Genomic DNA, 24562 nt, shown 5'->3' on the forward strand with positions numbered 1-24562 from the left:
CACTTTCTTAATAAATAAATGGGGATCAAAGATTCTAAATGCTGATATATAAACATTTATACTTGTGAAAATAAGAACGATTTATAGTTGTTATCACTTGTGAAATATGTACTTCTGTATTAAAAACAGCAGCCATCTGTATTAATACAGATGGCTGCTGTGGAGATATTTATAACACAGTTTAGTTTGTTTGTTCTTCTTCAATCACTGCAGAATGCATCTCATGGACTTCCATTACTTGGCCATCTTTTTGTTCATCGATGACAAAGGAACCGTTGGATGTTCGTTCACTGATTGGATAGTTTTTCGACTGAATAACTTCTTGTGTGCCTTTTTGCGTAGTAACTAATAAATCTAAATCGGTACTTTCAGACATAAAGACAACACGATGTGGATTTTTCTTCAATTCCCGTAAGACCATTAATCCACGTTTTGCTCGTCCTAATTGTGTTAATTCTTGGGCTAACATGCGTTTAACACCGCCACGTTGGGTAACGATGACAATCGGTGTATCCCCTTCAGAATGAACCAGCAAACCATTAACGACATAATCGTCTTCTTTGAGGTTCATTGATTTAACTCCAGCCGCTTTACTACCCACGACTGGTACTTCATATAATGGATAACGTAAGCCAAAACCGCGATTGCTAACGAGGAAAACATCCAATAAGTCTTGATCATTTGTTAAATAAACATTGGTAATTTCATCTTGGTCTGATTTTAATTTCATACAAGATGTCGGGCGGCTCTTATAAGTGCGCCAAGGCTCAAAATCAGCCATTTTGGTTTGTTTAATCATGCCAGCTTTTGTAATGAAAACAAAGGTTTTTGTCGGACTTAACTCTTTATAAGGATATACAGCAATAATCGATTCATCGATAGCAAGATTTAAAATGGTTTGAGAAATATGTTCGCCAATTTCTTTCCAGCGTAAATCTGGCAACTCATGGACGGGGCGATAGATCATATTCCCTTTATTTGTTACTAGTAAAAGATGATCTAATGTATTGACTTCGCCAGCATATAATAAAAAGTCGCCTTCTTTCATGCCGATTTCTTCTGGTTTTGATGCTGTATAAGAACGAATACTACTCCGCTTGATATAGCCTTCGTGCGTCACGGTTACGACCACGTCTTCCTGCGCAACTAACACGGCTGTTTCAATCTTGATTTCTTGGATTTCCTCTTCAATTTGAGTTAAGCGCGGATTGCCATATTGCTTTTTAACTTCGCGAAGTTCTTTTTTCATGACTGAGAATAGTTCTTTTTCATTGTTTAAAATGTTCAATAACTCAGCAATTTGTTGTTCTAAAGTTTTCGCTTCTTCTTGTAAATCAGTAATATCCGTATTGGTTAAACGGTATAGCTGTAAAGTAACGATTGCTTCAGCTTGTTCTTCAGTAAACGCATAGTCGGATACTAAGTTCTTCTTCGCATCTTTTTTATCTTTACTGCCACGGATTGTTGCAATCACTTTATCTAAGATAGACAATGCTTTAATTAAACCAGCAACAATGTGCTCACGTTTGCGAGCTTTGTCCAACTCAAATTGACAACGGTTAATGATAACTGATTTGCGGTGAGTAATGTAACTTTCTAAAATCCGTTTTAGGCCCACTTGTTGCGGGGTCATGTTGTCGATGGCTACCATGTTAAAGTTGTAATTGATTTGCAATTCAGTGTTTTTAAATAGATAATTTAAAATACCTTCTGCATTGACATCTTTTTTTAGTTCAACAACAATTTGCAAGCCAGTTCTGTCACTTTCGTCACGAACTTCGGCAATGCCGTCTACTTTTTTATTTAAACGGATTTCATCCATCTTCTTCACTAGCGTTGCTTTGTTGACTTCATAAGGAATTTCAGAAATGACAATTTGTTGTTTGCCGCCTTTTAAGGGCTCAATCTTTGTCTTCGCACGTAAAATTACTTTACCACGGCCGGTTTCGTAGGCTTTTTTAATTTCTGCTTTTCCTTGTAGGATCCCACCTGTTGGAAAATCTGGTCCTGGAATGTATTCCATTAATTTCTCTAAACTTGCATTAGGATGATCAATTAAATACACGGTTCCATCAATAATTTCCGCTAAATTATGCGTAGGAATTTCTGTTGCATAACCTGCTGAAATCCCCGTTGAGCCATTTACCAATAAATTAGGATATTTGGCTGGTAAAACAGTGGGTTCTTTTTCTGTATCGTCAAAATTCCAGACGAAATCGACGGTATTTTTGTCGATATCTTTTAACAACTCACCACTTAACTGTGATAAACGAGCTTCTGTATAACGCATCGCCGCTGGTGGATCGCCATCCATACTTCCGTTGTTTCCGTGCATTTCAATTAGTACTTCCCGTAATTTCCAGTCTTGACTTAGACGGACCATCGCTTCATAAATACTACTGTCGCCATGGGGATGATAATTCCCCATAATGTTTCCGACAGATTTTGCTGATTTACGAAAGCCTTTATCAAAGGTATTGCCGTCTTTATTCATTGAAAAGAGAATGCGGCGTTGTACTGGTTTTAGCCCATCTCGAATATCTGGTAGGGCCCGTTCTTGAATGATGTATTTGGAATATCTTCCAAAACGATCGCCCATTACTTCTTCAAGGGTTAATTCTTGAACTTCTTGGCGTTTTTCCAAAATTGTCACTCCCTACTCTATGTCAAACAAACTGATTTCAGTGTCATCGGTTTGTTCTGCTTCTTTTGTTTTTTCCGCATCTAAAAGACTTTCTCCTGTTGGTGCAGAAGTGTCTTCTTCTGAACGATCTAAAATACTGCCATCTTCTTCCAACGTAAATTGAACATGTTGCTCAATCCATTTTCGACGAGGTTCGACTTTGTCGCCCATTAATGTGGTCACACGGCGTTCTGCTTGAGCTGCATCATCAATCCGAACACGAATTAAGGTTCTAGTTTCAGGATCCATCGTTGTTTCCCAAAGTTGTTCTGCATTCATTTCCCCCAGACCTTTATAGCGTTGGAGCATATAGCCTTTACCAACTTTATCAATCACTTCTGCCAATTCACCATCGGTCCAAGCATACTCAATGACTGATTTTTTTCCAGTTCCTTTAGAGACTTTATAAAGTGGTGGTAAGGCAATGTAGACTTTGCCGGCTTCAATTAATGGTTTCATATAACGATAGAAGAACGTTAATAGCAACACTTGAATATGGGCACCATCGGTATCCGCATCGGTCATGATGATGATTTTATCATAATTACAATCTTCAATTGAAAATTCAGGACCGACGCCTGCGCCAATTGTATAGATCATAGTATTGATTTCTTCGTTTTTCAAGATGTCTTGCATTTTCGCTTTTTCCGTATTAATGACTTTTCCTCGTAGCGGTAAAATGGCTTGAAACTTCCGGTCGCGTCCTTGTTTTGCTGAGCCACCGGCCGAGTCTCCTTCGACAAGATATAGTTCATTTTTCTTAGGATTTCTAGATTGAGCCGGTGTTAATTTTCCAGAAAGTAACGATTCACCTTTTTTCCGTTTTTTACCGTTCCGGCTTTCTTCACGAGCTTTGCGAGCCGCTTCACGGGCTTCACGGGCTTTAATCGCTTTCCGAATTAATGATTGACTCATTTCACTGTTTTCTTGTAAATAGAAGCCCATTTGTTCGCCTACGACGTTATCGACAACGGTTCTTGCTAAAGGTGTACCTAATTTTCCTTTGGTTTGACCCTCAAACTGTAGTAAGTTTTCTGGTACTCGAATAGAAAGGACGGCTGCTAAGCCTTCACGGAAGTCGCTACCTTCTAAATTTTTATCTTTTTCTTTTAATAGTCCTACTTTACGTGCATATTCATTGTACGCCTTTGTCATTGACGTTTTCATACCGACTTCGTGGGTACCGCCATCTTTTGTGCGGACATTGTTAACGAAAGATAAAACATTTTCAGAATAGCCATCGTTGTATTGATAGGCTAATTCAACTTCAATACCTTCTTTGGCTCCTGAAAAATAAACAACGGGTGTTAATGTATCTTTTTCTTCATTTAGATAGGCAACAAATTCTTTAATGCCTTCTTCGTAGTGAAAGACTTCTTCTTTGGGTTCTTCTCCACGTTCATCTGTTAAAGTAATTTTGACGCCTTTTAATAAGAAAGCTGATTCTCTCAAACGTTCTGCTAAAATTTCGTAAGAAAAATTTGTCGTAGAGAAAATGGTGTCGTCAGGTAAAAAAGTAACGGAGGTGCCGTTGCGTTTTTTTGTTTTGCCGATTTTTTTTAAGGTACCAACTGGTTTACCGCCGTCCTCAAATCGTTCCATGTATTCTACGCCATCACGAACAATATGAACTTCTAACCACTTAGATAAGGCATTAACAACACTGGCACCCACCCCATGGAGTCCGCCTGAAGTTTTATAGCCACCTTGGCCAAACTTACCACCCGCATGTAAGACAGTAAAAATTACTTCTACTGTTGGGATACCAGAAGCATGCATCCCTGTTGGCATTCCGCGGCCAGAGTCTGCAACACAAATACTATTATCTTTTTGGATAGTTACGTTGATTTCATTCCCGTAGCCAGATAACGCTTCATCGACTGCGTTATCGACAATTTCATAGACTAAGTGATGGAGTCCACGGCTATCGGTTGAACCGATATACATACCAGGTCTTTTCCTCACTGCTTCCAATCCTTCTAGGACTTGGATAGAGGCATCATTGTACTCATTGTTAATTTTTTTAGCCAAAGAAAAAACTCCTTATACTTAGATTCTCGTTTAGTTAATAAGCGTACATTAACTATTTCTTAAAGAATTAGAAGAAGAGTGAGCCGGTTTCTTGCGTTTTCCGTTCGCTCCTTCTAAAACCATCATTACAATAATACTCTATCTGGGTCAAAAAAAAAAGAGCTTTCCGTTCAGGACGCTCTTTCTTTATAAAATTACACGTGTTTATTCAGCATCTGCCATTTTTGCCAATTCAATTTTAATACAACGGTCCATAATAACTTGACGACCTTCATTTAATAACAAGTTCGCTGCCTCTTCGTTTTCCAAACCTAGTTGGGCCCAAAAGACAGGCGCTTCTGTTTTCAATGTTTCTGCGGCCACTTCTGGCAAAAATTCACTCCGCCGAAAGACGTCAACAATATCAATCTTTTCAGGAATCTCTGTTAATGTCCCATAAACCGTTTCGCCAAGCACCGTTTCACCTTTTAAAACTGGATTGACAGGCAATACACGATAGCCATGTTGCTGTAAAATTTCCGCAATTTTGTAACTCGTGCGGTCGGGCTTGTTACTCAAACCAACTACCGCAATATTTTTTGCTTGTTTTAAAATATCAAAAATTTGATTTTGACTTGGATTCTCAAATGTCATTCACTCAACCCCTTTTTTCGTTCTTATTTATTATAACGCTGAGTAAAGGGTTTTGGCAAAATTATTCTCTGAATACCGACAAAATAATTATTGGCTTTGCCAATCTGCTGGATAAGTCACGTAGACAAAGCGGGCATCACCCGTCACTGAAAATTGAATTTTGCTACTTTTCGGGATTAAAATAATTTCACCGGCTGTTGCAGAAATTTTACGTCCGTCAATCAGTATATCCAGTTGTCCTGAAATAATATAATCAATTTCATCGTATTCTAGTGTCCAATCGAAGGTGGTATCTTTCATCACCATTAAACCGCAACCAAGGCGCGGGCTTTCTTCTAAAGAAAACAGATCTTTTGTGTAAACAATGTCCGCTGGGTTGCCTGTATCTAAACGATCGTCTTCTGTTACGTCGATTTCGGGTAATTTGATGGACATAATTCCACTTGGATCCACTTGTTTAGTCGGCATTAATTTTTCTGTGACAATTTGTCGAACAAGCGTTTCAATCATTTCACGATTTAATTCTGTCATATTTACACCTCATTATTTCACTTCTGTTTCGGGTTTCCCTAGCATTCGATTTGCCATAAAGATAGCCACAAAAATGGCGGTAATCCCTCCAACTAATTTGCCAACAATCATTGGAAAAATCATTTCTTTTGCTACGCCTGCAGTAAAACCAAGGTGGTCACCTAAAACGAAAGAAGCCGAAACAGCAAAAGCGATATTAATAATTTTTCCTCGATTATCCATGTCTTTTAACATTTGGAACATGGGAATATTGTTAGCTAATGTAGCAACCATTCCTGCAGCCGCTACTTCATTCATTCCTAAAACTTTTCCTAGTTTCATCAATGGTTTATTAAAGACTTTCGTAATCACTGCTACTAAACAGAAAGCGCCAGCTAAAGTTAAAGCAATCCCACCAACGACTTCAATTCCTTCAGTAACTGGTGCAATACCAGGAATCACTGTAATTCCTAATAATAGTTGAATCGCCCCCACAACTAAACCAAAGATAGCGACAATCACTACGCCTTGACCAAAAATTTGGAAGCCTTTAATCATGCCCTTTGGCGCTAACCATAAACCTAAAATAATTAAAGCGGCAACAATAATAATTGGAATTAAGTTAGGAATAATCAATGACAATGGCATGCCAGCTGTTAAACCACCTGCTAATAAACCAAAAGGAATTGTAATAATCCCGCTCAAAACACCCGTTGCTAAGAATTGTTGGTCGTCTTTTTGGATAATGCCAAGCGCTACTGGAATTGTAAAGACTAACGTTGGCCCCATCATTGCGCCTAAGATTGCCCCCGCAAATAAACCAGCTTGTGGATCATTGGCTAATTGTTGCGCTAACGCAAAGCCGCCCATATCATTAGCCAATAAGGTTGTGGCAAACATTGCTGGATCAGCCCCTAGTAATTCATAGACAGGAACGACAATCGGGCTTAAAAGATTGGCTAAGACAGGCGCTAAAGTGATAATCCCTACCATAGAAAGCGCTAGAGAACCCATAGCCATAATCCCTTCCTCAAATTGCTCCCCTAAACCTAGTTTGTTGCCAATACATTTATCGATTCCTCCAATAATCATGAAAAGAACCATAATATACATAATAATTTCATTAATGCTCATGTCTCGTCCTCCCTATTCTTCCTCTGTAGAATCAATGACACCAACAATCATTGCATCAATTGGGACATTCGGATCTTCTGCCGAAATACGGGCAGCATTGCCTTGACTAATTAACACTTTGTCCCCGACACCAGCTCCAGCGTTGTCAGCAGCAATTAAAAATCCTTGCTTTTCGTCCTCTTGATTCAAAATATCAACCATCATAAATTTCCAGCCATTTAATTTTTCATCTTTTCTTGTTGACCAAAGGCTACCAGTCACTTTTCCTAAAAGCATCGTTTTTCCTCCTTACGTCAGCAATTGATGTTTCCTAGCATAATCTTTCGCTAACGGGGTTAAATAGGCGTTTTTACTTAAAGAAACACCTGATTCTGTCATTCTTATCAATTGTTTTTCAGTAATGTAGGTTCGTTTGGTCTCAGCTAAAGAACGAAGTTGTTTTTGACAGGCCGCCTGAAACACAGCGTAATTTTCTGAATCATGATAAAAAATCATCCCAAACTGTTGGCACGTGTCCACGTTTTCCTGAATCGTTCGTTTCAAACGATACTTCAATCGTGAATTTTTAGTCACTGAAGGTATTGGGGTTAAAACCAATACCGGCTTACCTTCAAATAAGAATGCTAAGATGTTTTTGACTAATTCATCCGTTTCCTGTAAATGCGCAATCGCATTTACTTGGGAAATCGTTAGCCTCTTTACAACCAAGCCTCGTGCTAGCTTCTGCTCCTTGGTTACCCAATTTACATCAGGAAAACGAACAAACATTTCTTCAGGAAATGCTTCTTTTGCTTCTGCTAAAGCCACTGAATAAGACGACGACAGCAATTGTTGACAAATTTGATCAGTAATCTGTTGAATCAAATTTTCCATTTCAGAAACGTTCATTGTCCTTCCTCCTTTTACTTAAGAATATAGCCACGAGCTCCTTTGGTTAAGCCGCAAGCGTTGGCTTCATCGTAGTCAATGTGCATGTACGTTGCAAATCGCGGACTGATTCGCACAACTACATCATCAAAGATTAACGGACGTGTGCCTTCCACTTTGACTTGCACAATTTGGCTATTGCTTACTTTATTTTTTAAGGCATCTTCTGGTGTCATGTGAATATGACGTTTGGCAACAATTAAGCCGTGACTTAATGTCACAACTGCTGATCCGTTCATCAACGTGACGCCGGGTGTCCCTTCTGTCTTGCCACTCTCTCTAACCGGGGCGTTAATTCCTAAAATACGTGTATCCGTCATAGAGACTTCAACTTGTGATTCGCTACGTTCAGGGCCTAAAATAACCACATTTTGAAAAAGTCCTTTAGGTCCAGCAACCGTAATTCGTTCTTTACAAACGAACTGTCCAGGTTGTGATAAATCTTTCACTTTTGTTAGTTGATATCCTGGTCCAAATAATGCATCAATCTCTTGACGAGACAAATGAACATGTCGGCCAGAAGCTTCAACTTCAAAAGTATTTTGTTGTTGTTGCTGAATTCGTTTAACAACTTCTTCAACAATTTCATTCATTGAATCCAATTTGTTCATCTCCTAGTTTCGTGATATTTCAGCCATGGTGCTAATTAATTCTGTAGCCCAAGCTTGAAAAAGTCCGAACAGTTGTGATTCTCCTTTTAACTGGAGAATAATTTTATCTAGTTGTAATTGAATTTCTTTTGAGGAATAGCGCCATTGTCTCTGTTGGTTAGTTAGAATAGTTACCTTTGATTCCAAAATGACTGGTTCCATTACAAGCGACTGTTCTAAAATAAATTTCTCTAACCACTGTTGTTGTTGTTCGAAATATAACCAACCTTCTGTTGATAACGCTTCATTCGTTAAGAAAGGCAAATACAATAGATGGCTTAAGTGCCGAATCTCATAAATTGTTTCTTTTGATAAATGTTCTTGTTTTTGTTTTTGTGAGGAGGCCTTCACTGAATGAACCTCAGAAAGCAATGGGTTTGTTGAAGAGAAGCTGCTATTAATCCGATGCTCGCGTAGATAGCTTTTGGCGGCTGGCGTCAGAAAACTGCCTACAGGAAACACAAAATCCGTGCCATCTTCTAGTTCTTTTTTAAGCCTTTTGATGCGAAGCATATCTTCTGTAATAACTGTCATAACACCCCTCCTCAATGAAAGTTTAGGACAGAAGTAATGAACCTACCTCTGCCCCAAAAAATCAAAATTATAATTCAGTTGTTGCGTGTGGTAAAATAGCGTCTACTTCTGTATGTGGACGTGGAATTACATGGACAGATAATAATTCGCCAACACGTTCTGCTGCAGCAGCACCAGCATCTGTTGCTGCTTTTACAGCACCAACGTCACCGCGAACCATTACTGTAACTAAACCGCCACCGACTTGTTCTTTTCCAATTAAAGTAACGTTTGCCGCTTTCACCATTGCATCGGCTGCTTCAACAGCACCTACTAAACCACGAGTTTCGATCATTCCTAAAGCATTTGTACTTGACATTATAATTTCCTCCTAAGATGTATGTTTTATTTTTAAAAATTTGGGACAATTAGCAATTTGACTTAGGTCCCAAACCCTAAATCCAATAATTTATTTGTTTTACTCTTACTCGCTCGTTTCTTGTTAGTTTAAGCGAGCTAAAACTTGAGCTACCACGGCATTTACTAGTTCTTCTTGATTGGTTGTTTCGCAAGAAGTAGCCACAGATGTGGTTGATGTTTGACCAAATTCTTGACGAATCTCTTCTAAATCACGCACGCCATATGCAACACGACGTAAATTGAACAGATTTTCAACCCCAATATTATCAGAAGTTGAGCTGCCACCAACTGCGCCACAGCCAAGTGTTAATGCTGGCACTAAGTTAGTTGAAGCACCAATGCCGCCAAGTGTACCAGAGGTGTTAACAAGCAAACGAGAGACGGGTTTTCTTAAGCCAAATTCACGAATGACTTCTTTGTTTTCTGTGTGAATGCCCATTGTATGACCCGCACCTTCACCTTTCAAAATTTCAATTGATAACGCGCAAGCTGCTTCCCAGTTTTCAACTGTATAGAAAGCAATAATCGGTGCCAATTTTTCTCTTGAAAATGGATATTTCAAGCCTACATGTGTTTCTTCGGCAACAATTAAGCGGCGATCTTTTGGAATAGATAAACCAACTAATGAAGCAATATGTTGAACGGAACGTCCCACGATTTGCGGGTTCATTGTACCGTTTGGTCGTAAAATAAATTTAGCTAATTTGTCGGCTTCGGCTGGACTTAAGAAATACGCTCCCTGCTTAATTAACTCTTCTTTGACCGCTTCACGGTTGACAGTTTCAACAATAATTGATTGTTCCGATGCACAAATTGTACCGTTATCGAAAGTTTTTGAATCCATTATTTGTTTCACTGCATGAGGAACATTTGCGCTTCGTTCGATGTAGGCTGGTCCATTACCAGGCCCAACACCGATTGCTGGTGTTCCAGAAGAGTACGCTGCTTTAACCATTGCGTTTCCACCAGTAGCTAAAATTAAATTTGTTTCTTTATTTTTCATTAATTCGCTGGTCGCTTGCATGGTTGGCGTTTTGATGACCGAGACACAACCTTCTGGTGCCCCTGCAGCAATAGCCGCTTTTTGGATAATTTCCACTGTTTCAATAATCGATTTCAACGCATTGGGATGTGGTGAAAAAACAATGCTGTTGGCAGCTTTTAATGAAATTAATGCTTTGTAAATGACTGTTGATGTCGGGTTGGTAGAAGGAATTAATCCTGCAATTACACCCACTGGGACAGCAATTTCAGTGACTTTTTTGGCAGCATCATCATGGATCACACCAACTGTAGCTTTGTCCTTCATTTCGTCATATACTACTTTTGAAGCGAAAGCATTTTTGATAATTTTATCTTCATAGATACCAAATCCTGTTTCTTCATTGGCCATTTTCGCTAACTTTTCTCGTTGGTTAAATGTAGCCTCTGAAACTGCTTGGACAATCGCATCGATTTGTTTTTGCGAAAATGTTGCTAATACTTGCTGTGCCTCTTTGGCTTTTCTGATTAAATTTCTTGTTTCTTGGATGGAACGTAAGTCTTTATCTACTAATTCCACTCGTCTTCACTTCTTTCTATTTCAGCCATGATTGCTTGAATTAAAGCTTCTTTATTGGCAAATTTAATCTCACTTTTCTTTAAACTACTTAGGTTCATTTTGTAGGCTTGTTTGCGTAAATCAACCACGCGTTGTGTTTCTAATTTTTGGCGTGTGCCAGTGTGTTCTTCCAAATCTGGTGTTTCAATCTCTTCTTCAATTACTTCTATTTGTTCCATCGGTTCAGGTGCTGACTTGGGTTCTGGATCTGATAAAATTACTTCCGTTTGAGCATCAACCCGTGAGATCACATGATGAGCAATTAAACAATTTAATTCTTTAGCTACTTCCGTGCCTACTTCAACGGCAGCTTGGACCGCGGCAACGTCACCAATCAGTTCCACAGTTGTTAAACCGCCATTAATAATTTCAGCTTTTAACAAAGTAACGTCGGCGGCTTTCAATGCCGCATCGGCCACACTAATGGCACCTAAAAATCCTTTGACTTCGACCATTCCTAATGCTTTCATTCAGGTCACATCCTTAATAACTCAACGGATTGTCAGCGATATTTTGAATGACTTGTTCAAACGCACTGCAAGCAGCTTTACATGCAGATTGACTACCTGTCAATAAGGCGCCGCCAAAGTTCGTTTCAGAAGGTGGGCCATAAAAGACACCCATTTGAACATCGGCAGCTTTCATTGCTGCATCTAAGCCAACCATTGCTTCTAGCGGTGGTGCAATCAGATAAGCAATCGCTTCACCTTCAGGAATATTCGCTTGTTCAGATAAAAAGCTACCCGTTCTTGATACTACATGTGCAAAATAAACAATGCTGTCATCTTCGTTAGCACTATAGAAGCTGGCTTCTTCTTCAATGACTTGCGTAATGACACTCAAGCCACTATTGACTTCGGCAGGACTCGGACCAGCAATAATGCCAATCACTTCACCGGCTAATTTGGTTGAAGCATTTGCTGCGCCAGCATACATACTTTTACCGTAAACTACAGTAACATCGGCGGCTTTGGTTGCTTCATCTAATGCAACATAAGTGACATCATCACAATCTGAAGTAACAATTCCTAATGAGCGATGTTCTGGTTTCAATGATAATTCTTTTGCTAATGCCGGATCGACATTGGGAATGACTTTCATACTTAGGACATTTGCGCCTAGACGATCATTTTTCATGAGAAATCCTCCTTTATTCAGCTTCTTTTAAATCAATACCAGATTTTTTCTTGTCTAACATTTTTTTGATAATTTCGGCAATGTAGGCCCCTGCTTCAACAGCCGGTGTCCCACCTTTGTGAATATTTGAAATAACTGTCCGCCGTGCTTCTGGCATACCGACAGTTGGTTTGTAGGCAATGTAGGCACTCATAGATTCTGCTGTTACTAAACCAGGACGTTCGCCAACTAGCAAGCAAACAACATCAGCATCAGTGATTTCACCAATTTTATCCATTGCTGGCACACGACAATATTTAACAAAAACTACATTGTCGAAATCTAAGTTGTACATGTTTAATCCTTGTTTAATTGCTGGTAGGACTTCTTTAATATTCGCTTCGATAGCAGCTGAACTAAGGCCATCCCCTACGACCATTTGGATTTTGGCTTTTGGTGTCGTATTTTTCCGAATGATTTCACTATTTTCTTCATCAAATTGACGACCATAATCTGGACGTGTTAAATATTCATCTTTACTGTTACAGATTGTTTTTGTAGAAATAAAATTCATTTCTTTTACCAAGTCTTCACTTACGTCTGAAAAGACCGCATCTTGTGCTGCCGCATGGTCTGCTCGGAAACGTAATGTTGAACTAGTCATATAACGCGTCCCTGCACGACCAACGCCTAAACGAGCTGGCGAGAAAGCTTTCATTTTTAATAGTGCTTCAGGATCTACGGCATTTTTCAATAGTAATTGTTTACGTAAATCTACTTCAGTAATGTCAGGAATTAGGCCTTCTTCAATTTCTGTCGTTTCAGTGACGTGTGTTGTGACTGGTTTTTCTTCAGCAGTCACAGTGGCAGTCGAAACCGCTTGATTGTCAGCGACCATTTCTGTTAAAATTCCGGCAATCATTTCTTTTAATTCTTTTTCGTTCATTTGTATTCTCACCTCGTTTATTTAATAAATACAGATGCATCGCCAGCGCGACTTGTTAATTTTCCGTTTTCCATTAAGCCCATTTTTTCCATCCATTCTTCAAATTCTTTAATTGGACGTAAGCCTAATGTTTCACGAATCGTCGCAGTTTCATGGAACCCAGTTGTTTGATAATTTAACATGACATCATCGCCATGAGGAATCCCCATGATATACGTACAACCAGCTGTTGCTAATAACATTGCTAAGTTTTCCATATCATTTTGATCAGCTTTCATATGGTTGGTGTAGCAGACATCACAGCCCATTGAAATTCCAGTTAATTTGCCCATGAAATGATCTTCTAAACCAGCGCGGATGACTTGTTTTGAATCGTAAAGATATTCTGGTCCAATAAAGCCGACAACAGTATTTACAATATACGGATCAAATTTTTTGGCTAAGCCATAACAACGCGCTTCCATTGTGACTTGGTCTGCGCCAAAGTTCGCTTCAGAAGAAAGTTCTGAGCCTTGACCTGTTTCAAAATACATCACATTAGGACCAGCTGCTTGACCACTGTGAAGCGCTAAATCTTGTGCTTCAGCTAAAATTTCTGCATTTAAACCAAATGCTGTGTTCCCTTTTTCTGAACCAGCGATGGATTGAAAGACTAAGCCAGTTGGCGCGCCTTGACGCATGGCTTCCATTTGTGTCGTTACGTGAGCAAGCACGCAAGTTTGTGTTGGAATTTCCCATTCGCTGCGGAACTCTTCAAATTTGTTTAAGATCCGTTTAACACTTTCTGTAGAATCATCAACAGGATTCAAACCAATTAAGGCATCACCGGCGCCATAAGAAAGACCTTCCATAACTGATGCCATAATGCCATCGACATTATCGGTTGGATGGTTTGGCTGTAAACGATTCGAAAAAGTTCCGGGACGGCCAATCGTTGTGTTGGCGGTTTTTTCAATATTGATTTTTTTTGCGCCAACAATTAGATCCATGTTGGACATTAATTTACAGACAGCAGCAATCATTTCTGAAGTTAGTCCACGGGAAATTCGTTTGATATCAAAATCGGTTGTTTCCGAAGATAAGATAAATTCGCGTAATTCTGCGACTGTCCAATGTTTAATACTTTCAAAAATTCGCATATTGACTTGGTCAATAATAATGCGTGTCACTTCGTCTTCGTCATAATCAACGACGGGATTGTTAAACAAGTCATTTAAGGACAATTCCGATAAAACGACTTTTGCTGCCACGCGTTCTTCGGCTGAATTAGCAGCTACGCCAGCTAACTTGTCGCCAGACTTTTCTTCATTGGCTTTGGCTAAGACTTCTTTAACGGATGTAAATTGATAGACTTTGCCAAATAGTTTGGTTTTTAAAATCATCTTTGTGTCGCTCCTTTTTAATTAAATACTAAGGTCTTAACAATGACTGGAAGGACGGCTCCTTCTGCCACTGGTAAACCGATATCTACATAATCACCGTTTTCTACTTTGACCGAATCAAGACAGATAAACGGATAGTCTTTTGGTAGATGGGCACTTAAGGCATGCCCTAAAGCTTTCGCCATGTCTTCATCCACCATAACAATAATTGGAATTTGTTCAGCAACTAAACTAGCTAATCCTTCCACAATCCCTTGACCATAGCGTTGAATATCAGCAAATGTTGGATTGCTCATGCCTCTAATTGCTAGGGCAATCTGGGGTGTTTCTTCAATACGATGCCAATTGAGTTTTTCTTGGATTCGCTGGCCTAATTCTGTCACAGTAAGGGTTTCATCCTCTTGCGCTAATTTTAGAATTGGGATATTTTTTACCGGCAAAATTTGCTCACGATAAGCGATCGTGCTTCCGCTAATTTCAGCAGTGTGTGAACCTGCTCCGACGACCGTCGCTCGGATTGTTTCTGCGCTTTCTAAGACTTCTTTTTCCGAAAAAACCAGTGACTTTCTCAGATATTTTCCTAAAAGCAAGCCGATGTCTCCATATTTAAAGAGATTCGTACTTGTCGTATTTAAGCAATCAGCCACACCACCAGAAAATGTTACAATTGGTAATTCCTCACCTTTTCGTAGTGGATGGTTCGTTACTAATAACTGGTAGAACGGACTTTGTGTCCCCAAGCCAATGCTATTTTCTAACACGGCAACTAATTCCGAAATAATTGGCAGTAAGTTTTGTTCGGTGGCTTGGTCACCAAGGTGCAAGGTTAGCCCTTTTTTATTTATAATTTCTTGAATCTTCGGAGCTATATAGGTGATTTTTTGTTGTTGATCTAATTTAATTAAGCGTCCGCCAATGTCAAAACAAGCCGTGTCAATCACTTCGCCATCTTTAAAGACAGCTAAATTTGTCGTTCCACCACCAATGTCTAAATTAACCACTGGTTTGCGTTTCGTTTCAGAATAAGTTTGAGCACCAGCGCCTTTCCCGGCAATGATACTTTCTAAATCAGGACCAGCCGTAGCAACGACAAAATCACCTGCATAGCCACTAAGTGCTCGTAGCACATTGTTGGCATTGCTTTTTCGAGCAGTTTCACCTGTGATAATTACCGCACCCATTTGAATATCTTGTTTATGAATGCCTGCTTGGCTATATTGCTCCGCTACAAACGCTTTGATAGGTTCTGCATCAATTTCTGATTGGTTAAGTAAGGGTGTAAAGATAATGTCACTTCGGTAAATGACTTTTTTATCAGAAATGCTGATACGTGGTACTGTAAACGCAGAGGCAAAATTTTCAACAGTTAATTCTGACAAGACTAATTGGGTTGTAGACGTCCCTAAATCAATCCCTACGGTTAAAAGTGTTTCCTTCGACATCGCCTGACTCGCCTCCTTTTGCATACAAAAAGGCACTTAAAGAATCGTTAGAAAATTTCTTTCTACTTTTCTTTAAGCGCCTTTGCTTAATCAATGAACAACATCACTGGTGTTCTGTTCGAAATAGAAACAGGTTTTAGTTCCCTGTTTATTGGATTCAATTGTAATTTTTCCTTTTAATTTATCTTTTACGTAGCTTTTGACAATCATCAAACCTAAACTGGTCTCGTTACTTTGATGAACGTCATAGCCTTTACCATTATCTGTAACAGTAATGGTAATCATCTTATTATCTAATGTTCCACTAAGTTTAACAACGCCACTTGTTTGTGGCTCAAATGCATGATCAAAAATGTTTTGTAATAGTTCGTTGACAACAAGGGAAATGGTGACCATTTGTTCGCTAGAAACCATAATGGCTGGATCAACATCCATCATCATCTCAATGGGTTGTGCGCCTTGAAAAAGATGTCTAAAATTATACATCACTGCTTCCAATGTTTGCCGTAAAGCAACGTCATCTTTGACTTGTTTTGACAGCAATTCATGGGTGGCTGCAATCGCCATAATTCGATTGACACTTTCATGAAGGACTTTCTTTGCTTCGGGGCTTTGCGTTCGCCGTTCTTGAATACGCAATAAGGAAACCACCGATTGCAAGTTATTTTTAACACGATGATGAATTTCACGAATCGCAACAGATTTGGAAATAATTTCCGCTTCTTTTTCTTTAAATTCTGTATTGTCTTGAATAATCATAATCAGTTGTTCTTCTGATGCCAACCACACTTTCCGAACCTTAAAATAATAATTAAGGTAGGTCGTTTTGCTTTCAATTGGTTGATTACTCATTTTATATTTCATTTGATACAACACATATTCAAAAGTTGTATAATCGATGGACAAATTGTCATAATTCATTCCAATGATATTATCCCGATAACCAAGTTTGCGATAAAGCTCTTGTGCATTGTGATTGGTAATTAATAAGTGACCCGCCGCATCAAAAATCAAAACGGCTTCTGCCAATTGATCAATAAATAATGCGTCGACTTGACTAGTTGATTTCGCTACTTTTGCTAACTGGCAGTTATTTAGCTCCTCTTTTTGTAAGTCCGCTTGAATCTCTTCATCTGCCGCAATCTCGACAATAATGACACCAATCGTTCGATGTTCATTGCGAATGGGATAGATATTTTGCTTAATCAAACGATTTTCCTGAGTCACTGCTAACAAACCAATGCTATTTAAGCTAGTTTGCATGGTACGCAGAACACCAGGTTCATTTTTTAATAAAGCTTCCATCCCGACGACATCTCCGCTATATAAAGAAGTTGTCTTCGCAGGCGGCTTATGATAAACGACTAGTGCTTGCTGTGACATTTCCTTATACACATCAATAAAAACATCTGCACTTTGATACAGTGTCGTCGAAGAAAGATAACGTGCTGTACGTTGTAATTCTTTAATGTCTGATTCTGAAAGATTGGTATATTGGTGACATAATTGCTCTAATCGTTTCATTTATTCATCATCCATTACAATCAATTCTGCAATTTCACTCATACGTGCGCGTTTGTTCATACTTAACGTACGCAACATTTGGTAGGCTTCTTCTTCCGATATATGATTTTCTTTTACAAGAATACCTTTGGCTTTTTCGATAATTTTACGTTCTTCTAATTTTAAACTTAATTTATCGATTTGATTTAGTAACAGCTGCGTTTGTTTGCCTCGTTCAATGCTCATTTCAATTGTAGGTATTAATGATTTTTCATCTAGAGGTTTAACTAAATAACCCAGTGCGCCTAATTTTTTAGCTTTGTCCGTATTTTGTACGTCACTGTATGCAGATAAAAAGACAATACTACTGGCTAGTTGGTCTTGAACAATTTTTTTACCTGCTTTTAGACCATCTAAAATTGGCATTTGAATGTCCATTAATACTAGATCAGGTTGTGTTTTTTTACATACTTCAATTGCTTCAAAACCATCAGCTGCTTCACCGACTACTTCGTACCCTGCTTCTATCACAATATCACGAATATCGAGTCTCGTAATAGGTTCATCATCGACTATTACAATTCGTCCATCCATTTTCTTCACGCCCTTGTCCTTTCAACGCTATGTTCTGGTAATTTTACAAGTTACAGAAAAGTTTAAAATCTGTTGTAAACCTTCAATCACCGCTTGTAAGGCTGCTTCCACTGAGCTTACGTCACCAGAAATGACTACCGATCCAGAAAAACGATCAATAAAACCGATTTGGATATCTCCGCTTTTAGTCGCAATATCAACAGCGATAATTGCCGCTTCGCTCGGAGTGATTGTCAAAATACCTAGTGCATTGCTGGTGCCTTCTGGCAACCCTAATTTTGTATAAATTTCTTTATTAGGACTAGCAATGATGTGCGCTAACGTTACTTGTTTCCCAGGAACATATTCTTGAATCATTCGTTGTTTTTCTTCCAACCAGACTCGCTCCTTTAATTTAGCAAATAAAAAATCCTCAATAAAAAACGTAAAGGTTCCACTTTCGCTTTCTACTAAGGAGCTTCTTTGCTCTTAAATTTTGAAGCACGCCGTTGTGCTACCCACATTATATGTTATCGATTTCATCCTGTCAATCGCTTATAAGATAGAATTTAAAATTTTTGTCACTTCTGCTGCTGTTGGTTGGACAGGATTTGTTTTGGTGCAGCCATCCATCAATGCGCCTTCAGCTATTTTTGGGATCGCAGCTTGGACTTCTTCTTTTGGTAAACCATAATCACTAAAAGTGGCAGGCATGTCTAATTTTTGACGGAGTTGCTTGATTTGTCGAATAAATTGTTGAACACCAATCCGTGCATTGGTTGTCTGTGTATCATTTAGACAATTTGCTAACTGCGCATAACGTTTAGCTGTTGGTTCGTTGGTGACTTTGCCATTCGCTAAGCCACTGTTATATGCAATGACTTCAGGTAAGAGCATTGCATTCATTCGTCCATGTGGCACATGTAAACGCGCACCGGCCGCATGAGCAATACCGTGATTCAAGCCTAACGAAGTAACATTAAACGCCATCCCTGCCATACATGAAGCTAAATGCATATTTTCACGGGCTTGTTGGTTGCTACCCTGATTAAAGGCTATTTCTAAATTGTCGAATACCAGGCGAACGACTTTTTCGCACAACGCATCTGAAATCGGATTTGCTTCTGTTGAAACATACGCTTCAATAACATGCGTTAAGACGTCCATTCCTGTATCCGCTGTGATTTTTGGTGGCACACTCATCACTAAATTTGTATCTAAAATCGCAATTTCTGGTTGAATTTCATCTGTTACAAGCGGGATTTTGGTGCCAGTTTCAGCAACCGTAATCACTGAAAAATTCGTAACTTCTGAACCAGTTCCACTAGTTGTAGGAACCGCAATAAACTCAGCAATCTGAGTTTGCAAAGTACGTTTGCCAAAAAATTTCATTGCTTTGGCCGCATCAATAGCGGATCCCCCACCTAAAGCTAATATCGTATCTCCTTGAAATGTCGCTAAATGCTTAATTCCCGCAGCAATCTTATCAATTGGTGGATCGGGGATGATATCACTAAAAATTTGCCATTCACTTTTTGTTAAATGCTTTGTCACTTCATTCACAAATCCAGAGTCAACCATGAATGGATCTGTGACAATGAAAACACGTCTATCATGAAGTGTTTCCAAATTGGCTAATGCGCCTTCTCCTACCCATAGTTCGGTAGGGAAATGAATTGTTTTCATCTCAATTCCTCCTTAATAAAATACAAAAAGACACTTCAAACAAACGAAAAATCATCTGTCTGAAGCGTCTTTGCTTCCTTATGTATACGCCATTGTACACGAAACCTTATCCATAGAGTACAACGCCTTTAATTAATTGTCAATAAAAAAAGGGAATATAGCAGTACGTCATTGTACCTGAAATCTCCTTCAACATTGAAAGACCAGCCCGAAATTCCCAAAAGCACTTCCTCGTGCCATTAATTGGATTAATACAAATATCTTGGGCTGGATTTTCAACACAAGCGTTGTTAAGAAACATCCTGTTTTGCCTCGAAACAGCATGCCCAATAATGAAAAAATGAAAAGACCTGACTTAAAAGCAACCTTGCTTCTTCACAGTGGCGGGACCGTGCCAGATTCTCACTGGCTTCCATTCATATTTTTCATAAAATATTCGTTTAATCTATCTGAAATTTACCATAAGTTTTTTAGAAAAGCAACTGTTTACAATCCATCTTCTTTAATTTTATGGAAAACCTTTTCGCTTCGTTCATAAAAAACATCAGGTCGTTGTGCTTGAACATTTAAATAGCGAGCCAACGCATAAAAATAATCTGATAAACGATTGGTAAAAATTAATACCTCTTCGTTAATTTTGGCTGTCCAATTTAAACGCACAATGATGCGTTCTGCGCGCCGTGCAATCGTCCGAGCCACATGAACCATACTGGCTGCTGGGGTTCCGCCAGGTAAAATAAAACGATCAATATCTGGTGATTGTGCAGTGTAGAAATCAATCCGCTGTTCTAGCCAATGCACACTTGCCTTTTGTAATTTAAATGGTCGTTGTGCTTCAATCGGTGTTGACAAATCTGTTCCCGCATCAAAAAGTAAATGTTGTAAAGCTTCTAGTTCTCCTTTAATTTCTTGATTTTCTTGTGGAAGTTGGCTGATAATATAGCCGACCCAAGAATTCAATTCATCAATCGTTCCATAACTTTCAACTCGATCAGAATCCTTAGAGACGGTTGAGCTGCCGACTAATTTCGTCATTCCCTTATCGCCAGTTTTTGTATAAATTTTCATTCTGCTTCATCCTCCTCTAAATAATCTACTAATTCTTGCAAGCCAATTTTTTCAACAGAAGAAATTTCAAAAATTCTTGTTGCACCCGCACTTTTTAATTGTTGCCGAACAATCTCTAACTGCTGAGAATCTTGTGCTAAATCAATCTTGGTTAAAATACCAATGATTTCTTTCGGGAAAATACTACCAAATCCTGGTGAAAAAACTTGTTGTGTTTCTACAGCACTTTGAACCAAACCAATCACATCTGCTTCTGCCGCTGTGACGTTTAACGCATTATAATATTGTCGATGCAAAATAAACTCGCCTGGTGTATCAATCATTTCTGTATGAAATTCCACCGCCTGTGTTTTATCATAAATTAATTCTTTGCCTTGCAGAGCTTGACATAACGTGGTTTTGCCACAACCGATAGCTCCCATTAAAATGATTCGTTTCATCGCTACCTCCATAAAAAAGGAGCCCAAAGCAAGTACCATCACGTACTTAGTCTTGGGCTCCTTTGCCGATTTGTTAAAACACGCCATTGTGTTTCTGATTCTTTGCCTTTATCTTACCTGTTTCCAAAAAACTTGTCAAAATTATTGAATAGTTTCCCAAACTTTATGTTGTTTCTGAAAATAGGAGACAATATCTGTTTCAAAAATTGTTTGTAAAAATTCTTTGGAAGCCAACGTTTGAAAATCACCTTGCGCGGCCACTTTCCCTTGCTTCATAAACACAATTTTTTCACTTAGCGTTAACGCTAAACGGATATCATGAAACACCCCGATTAACGTTTTCCCTTCTTGCGCACTCCACTCATTTAACTGCTGAATCAATTCTTGTTGATACCGAATATCCAAATGATTATTGGGTTCATCCAATAAAATAATTTCTGGATCTTGTACAAATAATTTAGCCAAAAATACTCGTTGTTGTTGTCCTCCTGAAAGCTGATTGACAACTTTATCTTTTAAAGGCAATAAACCCGTGCATTCTAAATAATAAAGGACTCGTTCTTTTTCTTGTTTAGAAACAATAGGTAAAAAACGTTGTGCTTGTTGTCGATACGCCCCCATCAAAACTGTTTCGTAAACCGTATAATCAAAAGCAACTGTCGTGAATTGACTCATCATCGCTACTTTCGTTGCCAATTCCTTCCGCTTTTGTCCATGAACTTCTTGACCATCAATTAAAACAGAACCACTATAAGGGACAAGTCCGGCAATCGTTTTTAAAAGTGTCGTTTTACCGCAACCATTTGGACCTAAAATACAAGTTTTACTACCTGTCGGAAAAACGAGGGAAATATCTTTTAAAATGGGGGTTTGTTGGAGTGTTACAGCTGTTTTTTTTAATTCAATCATGCAGCAACGCCCCTTTTTTTAAAGTAAATATACAAGAAGAATGGCGCTCCAATCAAGGCTGTTACGGCCCCGATGGGAATTTCTCTTGGTGATAAAATCGTGCGGGCAATTGTGTCCCCTATTACCATGATGGTCCCACCTAAGATTGCTGAACCAGGAATCAGCCAGCGATGAGTCGCCCCTAGATAGCGACGGACAATATGTGGTGCTATTAAATCAACAAAACCAATCACACCGACAAATGAAACCGCACTTCCTGCTAGTAAACTAGCCAAAAGAATAATGCGTAGTTTTGCTGTTTTGACTTCTACTCCCGCTAACATCGCATGTTCTTCTCCTAAACCGAGAACATCCAATGCGTTGGCATCAAACCAAAGAAACAGACTGCTGACAAGCAAGATTGGACAATAAATAGCAATTTTTTGCCAATTACTGCCAGAAAAACTACCCATTTGCCAAAAGACTAATTGTTTCAAATAATCTTGGAAAAGTGCTGTAATCAACGTCAAAATAGCACCGACAAACAAGGTCATAATCATTCCCACTAAAACAACTGTTTGATTGGACATTTGACTATCCATTGTTTGCGTAAATAACAAAACTAAAAAGACCGTTGCTAAGCCAAAGATAAAACCAGTTAAAGGCAATAAAAATGCCCCTAAGATCGAAGCAGTTACTCCAGTTACCATGATTAACGCAGCGCCTAAAGATGCTCCCGCTGATACGCCCAAAGTATACGAAGAAGCTAAAGGATTACCTAAGAGTGATTGCATCACCGTGCCACTTACTGCTAAGCCTGCGCCCACAAGATAGGCCATCACGACACGCGGTAACCGAACATTCCAGATGATTCCCTCTAAAATCCCGTCTTCTGAAACCGTCTTTTTCACTAAAATTTGAAGCAAATCCGTTAACGAAATCTGAACACTTCCAATTTTAATACCCAAAAAGAGCATGCTCATACTGATCAAGAGCATCAGTATGAGACACGTTTTTTTACTCATCTTTTAAATCCTTGTATTCCTCTGGATAAACAGCTTTTGCCATTTGTTTTAATGCTTTGGTAATGTGGTTATTTGGTAAAGAGCTAGACATGTTATCGATTTCGAAAACTTCTTTGTTTTGAACTGCAGGAACGTTTTCCCAGTTTTTACGAGCTAAAATTTCTTTGGCGGGATCTTTCATATAGTTAACATTGGTTAAAATGACTTCTGGTTTTGCAGCAATGGCCGCTTCTTCTGTCACTGGTAACCAGCCTTTTTCATTTGCCAAAACATTTTTTGCCCCAATTGTTTCAATCATTTCATTTAAAAATGTCCCATTACCAAAACTATAAATGTCTGGTAAGGCAGCCACTTCAAACAAAACAGTTTTTGGTTTTTTAATAGTTTTCCCAATTTTGGCTACTTCGTCGATTTCTTGATCCATTGTTTTGATTAACTTTTGTCCTTTTTCATGTTCAGATAAGCTATCCGCGATGAATTGGACGTCTTCTTTGATTGCTTTGATGCTTGTACTAGTGGGGATATTAACGACTGTAATTCCAGCATCTTCCACTTGTTTCCAAACACTTTCTGAGCTAGCTAAATTGATGTCATTCACATAAACAATTTGTGGTTTCAAGGCAATCAATTTTTCTGCATCGACAGCCATCATATCCATTTGTGGTAATTTTTTTAAATCAGTCATCATTGTGCTACTTTGAGTATCAACTGCGATTAATTGGTCGGTTTTACCTAAGTCTTCAATCACTTCTGTTGTTGATGGCACTAGGGAAATAATTTTGGTTGCTTCTTTGGGTAAAGTAATTTCTTTGCCGCTACGGTCTTTGGTTGGTAACGTTACTTCTGTTTTTTCAGAAGAGGTAGTTGCTTTCTTTTCCTGTTTGCCACACCCTGCTAAGCCAAGTGTTGCTACTAAGCCTAAAGTCATCATTGTTAAAGTAAATTTTTTCATTTTTTCATCCTCGCATTCGTCTATTTTATTTTGGGGAAAATTTTCTGAAATGAACCTCCTTTGTCTCAACGTCAAAACAATACAAAAAAACCACTTTTTTCTCCAATAGAAAAAAAGCAGTCACTTAACTATGCTAATGATATACTCAGCCAGTTATCTTCAAAGCCCCTTCTTTTTCCTACAAAAGAATGATTAGACTTATCAAGCCGGTATCCTGACTTAGCTTCTTCTTACTCCCAATCCTTCCAGAATAATCTGTGGTCTTATTGGTTTCATCCACCATACAGTAGGTAGGTCTGTAGAGGATTCACACCTCTTTCCCTGACACTTCATAAGTACATATATATTGTATCTTCGTTGATAACTAATTTTCAAACCAGTGATTAGACGTCTTTGTCTAATGACACACATTTATTATAACGGTTATCAACCATTTGTCA

The 24562-nt window shown here is 38.7% G+C and carries 25 protein-coding genes and 2 riboswitches; all 25 genes read right to left on the reverse strand.

What is annotated here, in order from left to right; genetic code table 11:
• Window positions 1-181 precede the first annotated feature (181 nt).
• The 25 genes from parC to IGK82_RS06895 all read right to left on the reverse strand — a co-directional run bounded on the left by parC (window position 182) and on the right by IGK82_RS06895 (window position 24191).
• Complete coding sequence (gene parC, locus IGK82_RS06775; RefSeq protein ID WP_002357527.1) at window positions 182-2644, reverse strand: DNA topoisomerase IV subunit A; 2463 nt, start codon at window positions 2642-2644, stop codon at window positions 182-184.
• A 12-nt stretch (window positions 2645-2656) separates the two neighbouring features.
• A complete protein-coding gene (gene parE, locus IGK82_RS06780; RefSeq protein ID WP_002381887.1) occupies window positions 2657-4714 on the reverse strand; it encodes a DNA topoisomerase IV subunit B in 2058 nt (685 codons plus the stop codon).
• A gap of 204 nt (window positions 4715-4918) precedes the next feature.
• Entirely contained in the window at window positions 4919-5347 is a 429-nt protein-coding gene (locus tag IGK82_RS06785; RefSeq protein WP_002365680.1) for a CoA-binding protein, read from the reverse strand.
• Window positions 5348-5434: 87 nt separating this feature from the next.
• The gene (locus tag IGK82_RS06790) at window positions 5435-5878 is read right to left on the reverse strand and encodes an ethanolamine utilization protein EutQ (protein ID WP_002357522.1); all 444 of its coding nucleotides are present in this window, start codon (window positions 5876-5878) and stop codon (window positions 5435-5437) included.
• Between the two features lie 12 nt (window positions 5879-5890).
• A complete protein-coding gene (gene eutH, locus IGK82_RS06795) occupies window positions 5891-6991 on the reverse strand; it encodes an ethanolamine utilization protein EutH (RefSeq protein WP_002357520.1) in 1101 nt (366 codons plus the stop codon).
• A 12-nt stretch (window positions 6992-7003) separates the two neighbouring features.
• Window positions 7004-7267, reverse strand: a complete 264-nt coding sequence (locus IGK82_RS06800; protein ID WP_002357519.1) for a EutN/CcmL family microcompartment protein — start codon at window positions 7265-7267, stop codon at window positions 7004-7006.
• Between the two features lie 12 nt (window positions 7268-7279).
• On the reverse strand, window positions 7280-7879 hold the full coding sequence (locus IGK82_RS06805) for a TIGR02536 family ethanolamine utilization protein (protein WP_002394470.1): 600 nt from the start codon (window positions 7877-7879) through the stop codon (window positions 7280-7282).
• 14 nt (window positions 7880-7893) lie between these two features.
• A complete protein-coding gene (eutD, locus tag IGK82_RS06810; RefSeq protein WP_002357516.1) occupies window positions 7894-8529 on the reverse strand; it encodes an ethanolamine utilization phosphate acetyltransferase EutD in 636 nt (211 codons plus the stop codon).
• A 3-nt stretch (window positions 8530-8532) separates the two neighbouring features.
• On the reverse strand, window positions 8533-9102 hold the full coding sequence (locus IGK82_RS06815) for a hypothetical protein (RefSeq protein ID WP_002378263.1): 570 nt from the start codon (window positions 9100-9102) through the stop codon (window positions 8533-8535).
• Between the two features lie 67 nt (window positions 9103-9169).
• Entirely contained in the window at window positions 9170-9460 is a 291-nt protein-coding gene (locus IGK82_RS06820) for a BMC domain-containing protein (RefSeq protein ID WP_002357513.1), read from the reverse strand.
• Between the two features lie 123 nt (window positions 9461-9583).
• Window positions 9584-11062 (reverse strand): acetaldehyde dehydrogenase (acetylating), encoded by a 1479-nt coding sequence (locus IGK82_RS06825; RefSeq protein WP_002357511.1) that lies wholly within the window; start codon window positions 11060-11062, stop codon window positions 9584-9586.
• Window positions 11053-11571 (reverse strand): BMC domain-containing protein, encoded by a 519-nt coding sequence (locus IGK82_RS06830; protein ID WP_002360254.1) that lies wholly within the window; start codon window positions 11569-11571, stop codon window positions 11053-11055. The genes IGK82_RS06825 and IGK82_RS06830 overlap by 10 nt, the downstream gene beginning before the upstream one ends.
• A 13-nt stretch (window positions 11572-11584) precedes the next feature.
• Window positions 11585-12238: an ethanolamine utilization microcompartment protein EutL gene (gene eutL, locus IGK82_RS06835; RefSeq protein ID WP_002357509.1), complete on the reverse strand. Its 654-nt coding sequence runs from the start codon at window positions 12236-12238 to the stop codon at window positions 11585-11587.
• Between the two features lie 13 nt (window positions 12239-12251).
• Window positions 12252-13163 carry an ethanolamine ammonia-lyase subunit EutC gene (gene eutC, locus IGK82_RS06840; protein WP_002363986.1) on the reverse strand — a complete coding sequence of 304 codons (912 nt, stop codon included), beginning with the start codon at window positions 13161-13163 and terminating at the stop codon, window positions 12252-12254.
• 17 nt (window positions 13164-13180) lie between these two features.
• On the reverse strand, window positions 13181-14545 hold the full coding sequence (locus IGK82_RS06845) for an ethanolamine ammonia-lyase subunit EutB (protein ID WP_002357506.1): 1365 nt from the start codon (window positions 14543-14545) through the stop codon (window positions 13181-13183).
• Window positions 14546-14562: 17 nt separating this feature from the next.
• Window positions 14563-16011 (reverse strand): ethanolamine ammonia-lyase reactivating factor EutA, encoded by a 1449-nt coding sequence (gene eutA, locus IGK82_RS06850; RefSeq protein WP_016622403.1) that lies wholly within the window; start codon window positions 16009-16011, stop codon window positions 14563-14565.
• 66 nt (window positions 16012-16077) lie between these two features.
• Entirely contained in the window at window positions 16078-17511 is a 1434-nt protein-coding gene (locus IGK82_RS06855; protein WP_002366726.1) for a sensor histidine kinase, read from the reverse strand.
• On the reverse strand, window positions 17512-18084 hold the full coding sequence (locus IGK82_RS06860) for an ANTAR domain-containing response regulator (protein WP_002357503.1): 573 nt from the start codon (window positions 18082-18084) through the stop codon (window positions 17512-17514).
• 27 nt (window positions 18085-18111) lie between these two features.
• Window positions 18112-18459, reverse strand: coding sequence for an ethanolamine utilization microcompartment protein EutS (eutS, locus tag IGK82_RS06865; protein WP_002345864.1), 348 nt, complete (start codon window positions 18457-18459; stop codon window positions 18112-18114).
• A gap of 159 nt (window positions 18460-18618) precedes the next feature.
• A complete protein-coding gene (locus tag IGK82_RS06870; protein WP_010709435.1) occupies window positions 18619-19749 on the reverse strand; it encodes a 1-propanol dehydrogenase PduQ in 1131 nt (376 codons plus the stop codon).
• A gap of 292 nt (window positions 19750-20041) precedes the next feature.
• Window positions 20042-20191, reverse strand: a riboswitch (adenosylcobalamin (AdoCbl) riboswitch).
• A gap of 44 nt (window positions 20192-20235) precedes the next feature.
• Complete coding sequence (locus IGK82_RS06875; protein WP_016622401.1) at window positions 20236-20817, reverse strand: cob(I)yrinic acid a,c-diamide adenosyltransferase; 582 nt, start codon at window positions 20815-20817, stop codon at window positions 20236-20238.
• Window positions 20814-21257 carry a EutP/PduV family microcompartment system protein gene (locus tag IGK82_RS06880; RefSeq protein WP_002363995.1) on the reverse strand — a complete coding sequence of 148 codons (444 nt, stop codon included), beginning with the start codon at window positions 21255-21257 and terminating at the stop codon, window positions 20814-20816. The genes IGK82_RS06875 and IGK82_RS06880 overlap by 4 nt, the downstream gene beginning before the upstream one ends.
• Window positions 21258-21398: 141 nt before the next feature.
• On the reverse strand, window positions 21399-22166 hold the full coding sequence (locus IGK82_RS06885; RefSeq protein WP_010709436.1) for an ABC transporter ATP-binding protein: 768 nt from the start codon (window positions 22164-22166) through the stop codon (window positions 21399-21401).
• Window positions 22163-23170, reverse strand: a complete 1008-nt coding sequence (locus IGK82_RS06890; protein ID WP_002361862.1) for a FecCD family ABC transporter permease — start codon at window positions 23168-23170, stop codon at window positions 22163-22165. The genes IGK82_RS06885 and IGK82_RS06890 overlap by 4 nt, the downstream gene beginning before the upstream one ends.
• A complete protein-coding gene (locus IGK82_RS06895) occupies window positions 23163-24191 on the reverse strand; it encodes an ABC transporter substrate-binding protein (protein ID WP_002384486.1) in 1029 nt (342 codons plus the stop codon). The genes IGK82_RS06890 and IGK82_RS06895 overlap by 8 nt, the downstream gene beginning before the upstream one ends.
• Before the next feature lie 118 nt (window positions 24192-24309).
• Window positions 24310-24469, reverse strand: a riboswitch (cobalamin riboswitch).
• Between the last annotated feature and the right edge of the window lie 93 nt (window positions 24470-24562).

It is taken from the genome of Enterococcus sp. AZ197, from assembly GCF_050556405.1.
GTDB lineage: Bacteria > Bacillota > Bacilli > Lactobacillales > Enterococcaceae > Enterococcus > Enterococcus faecalis.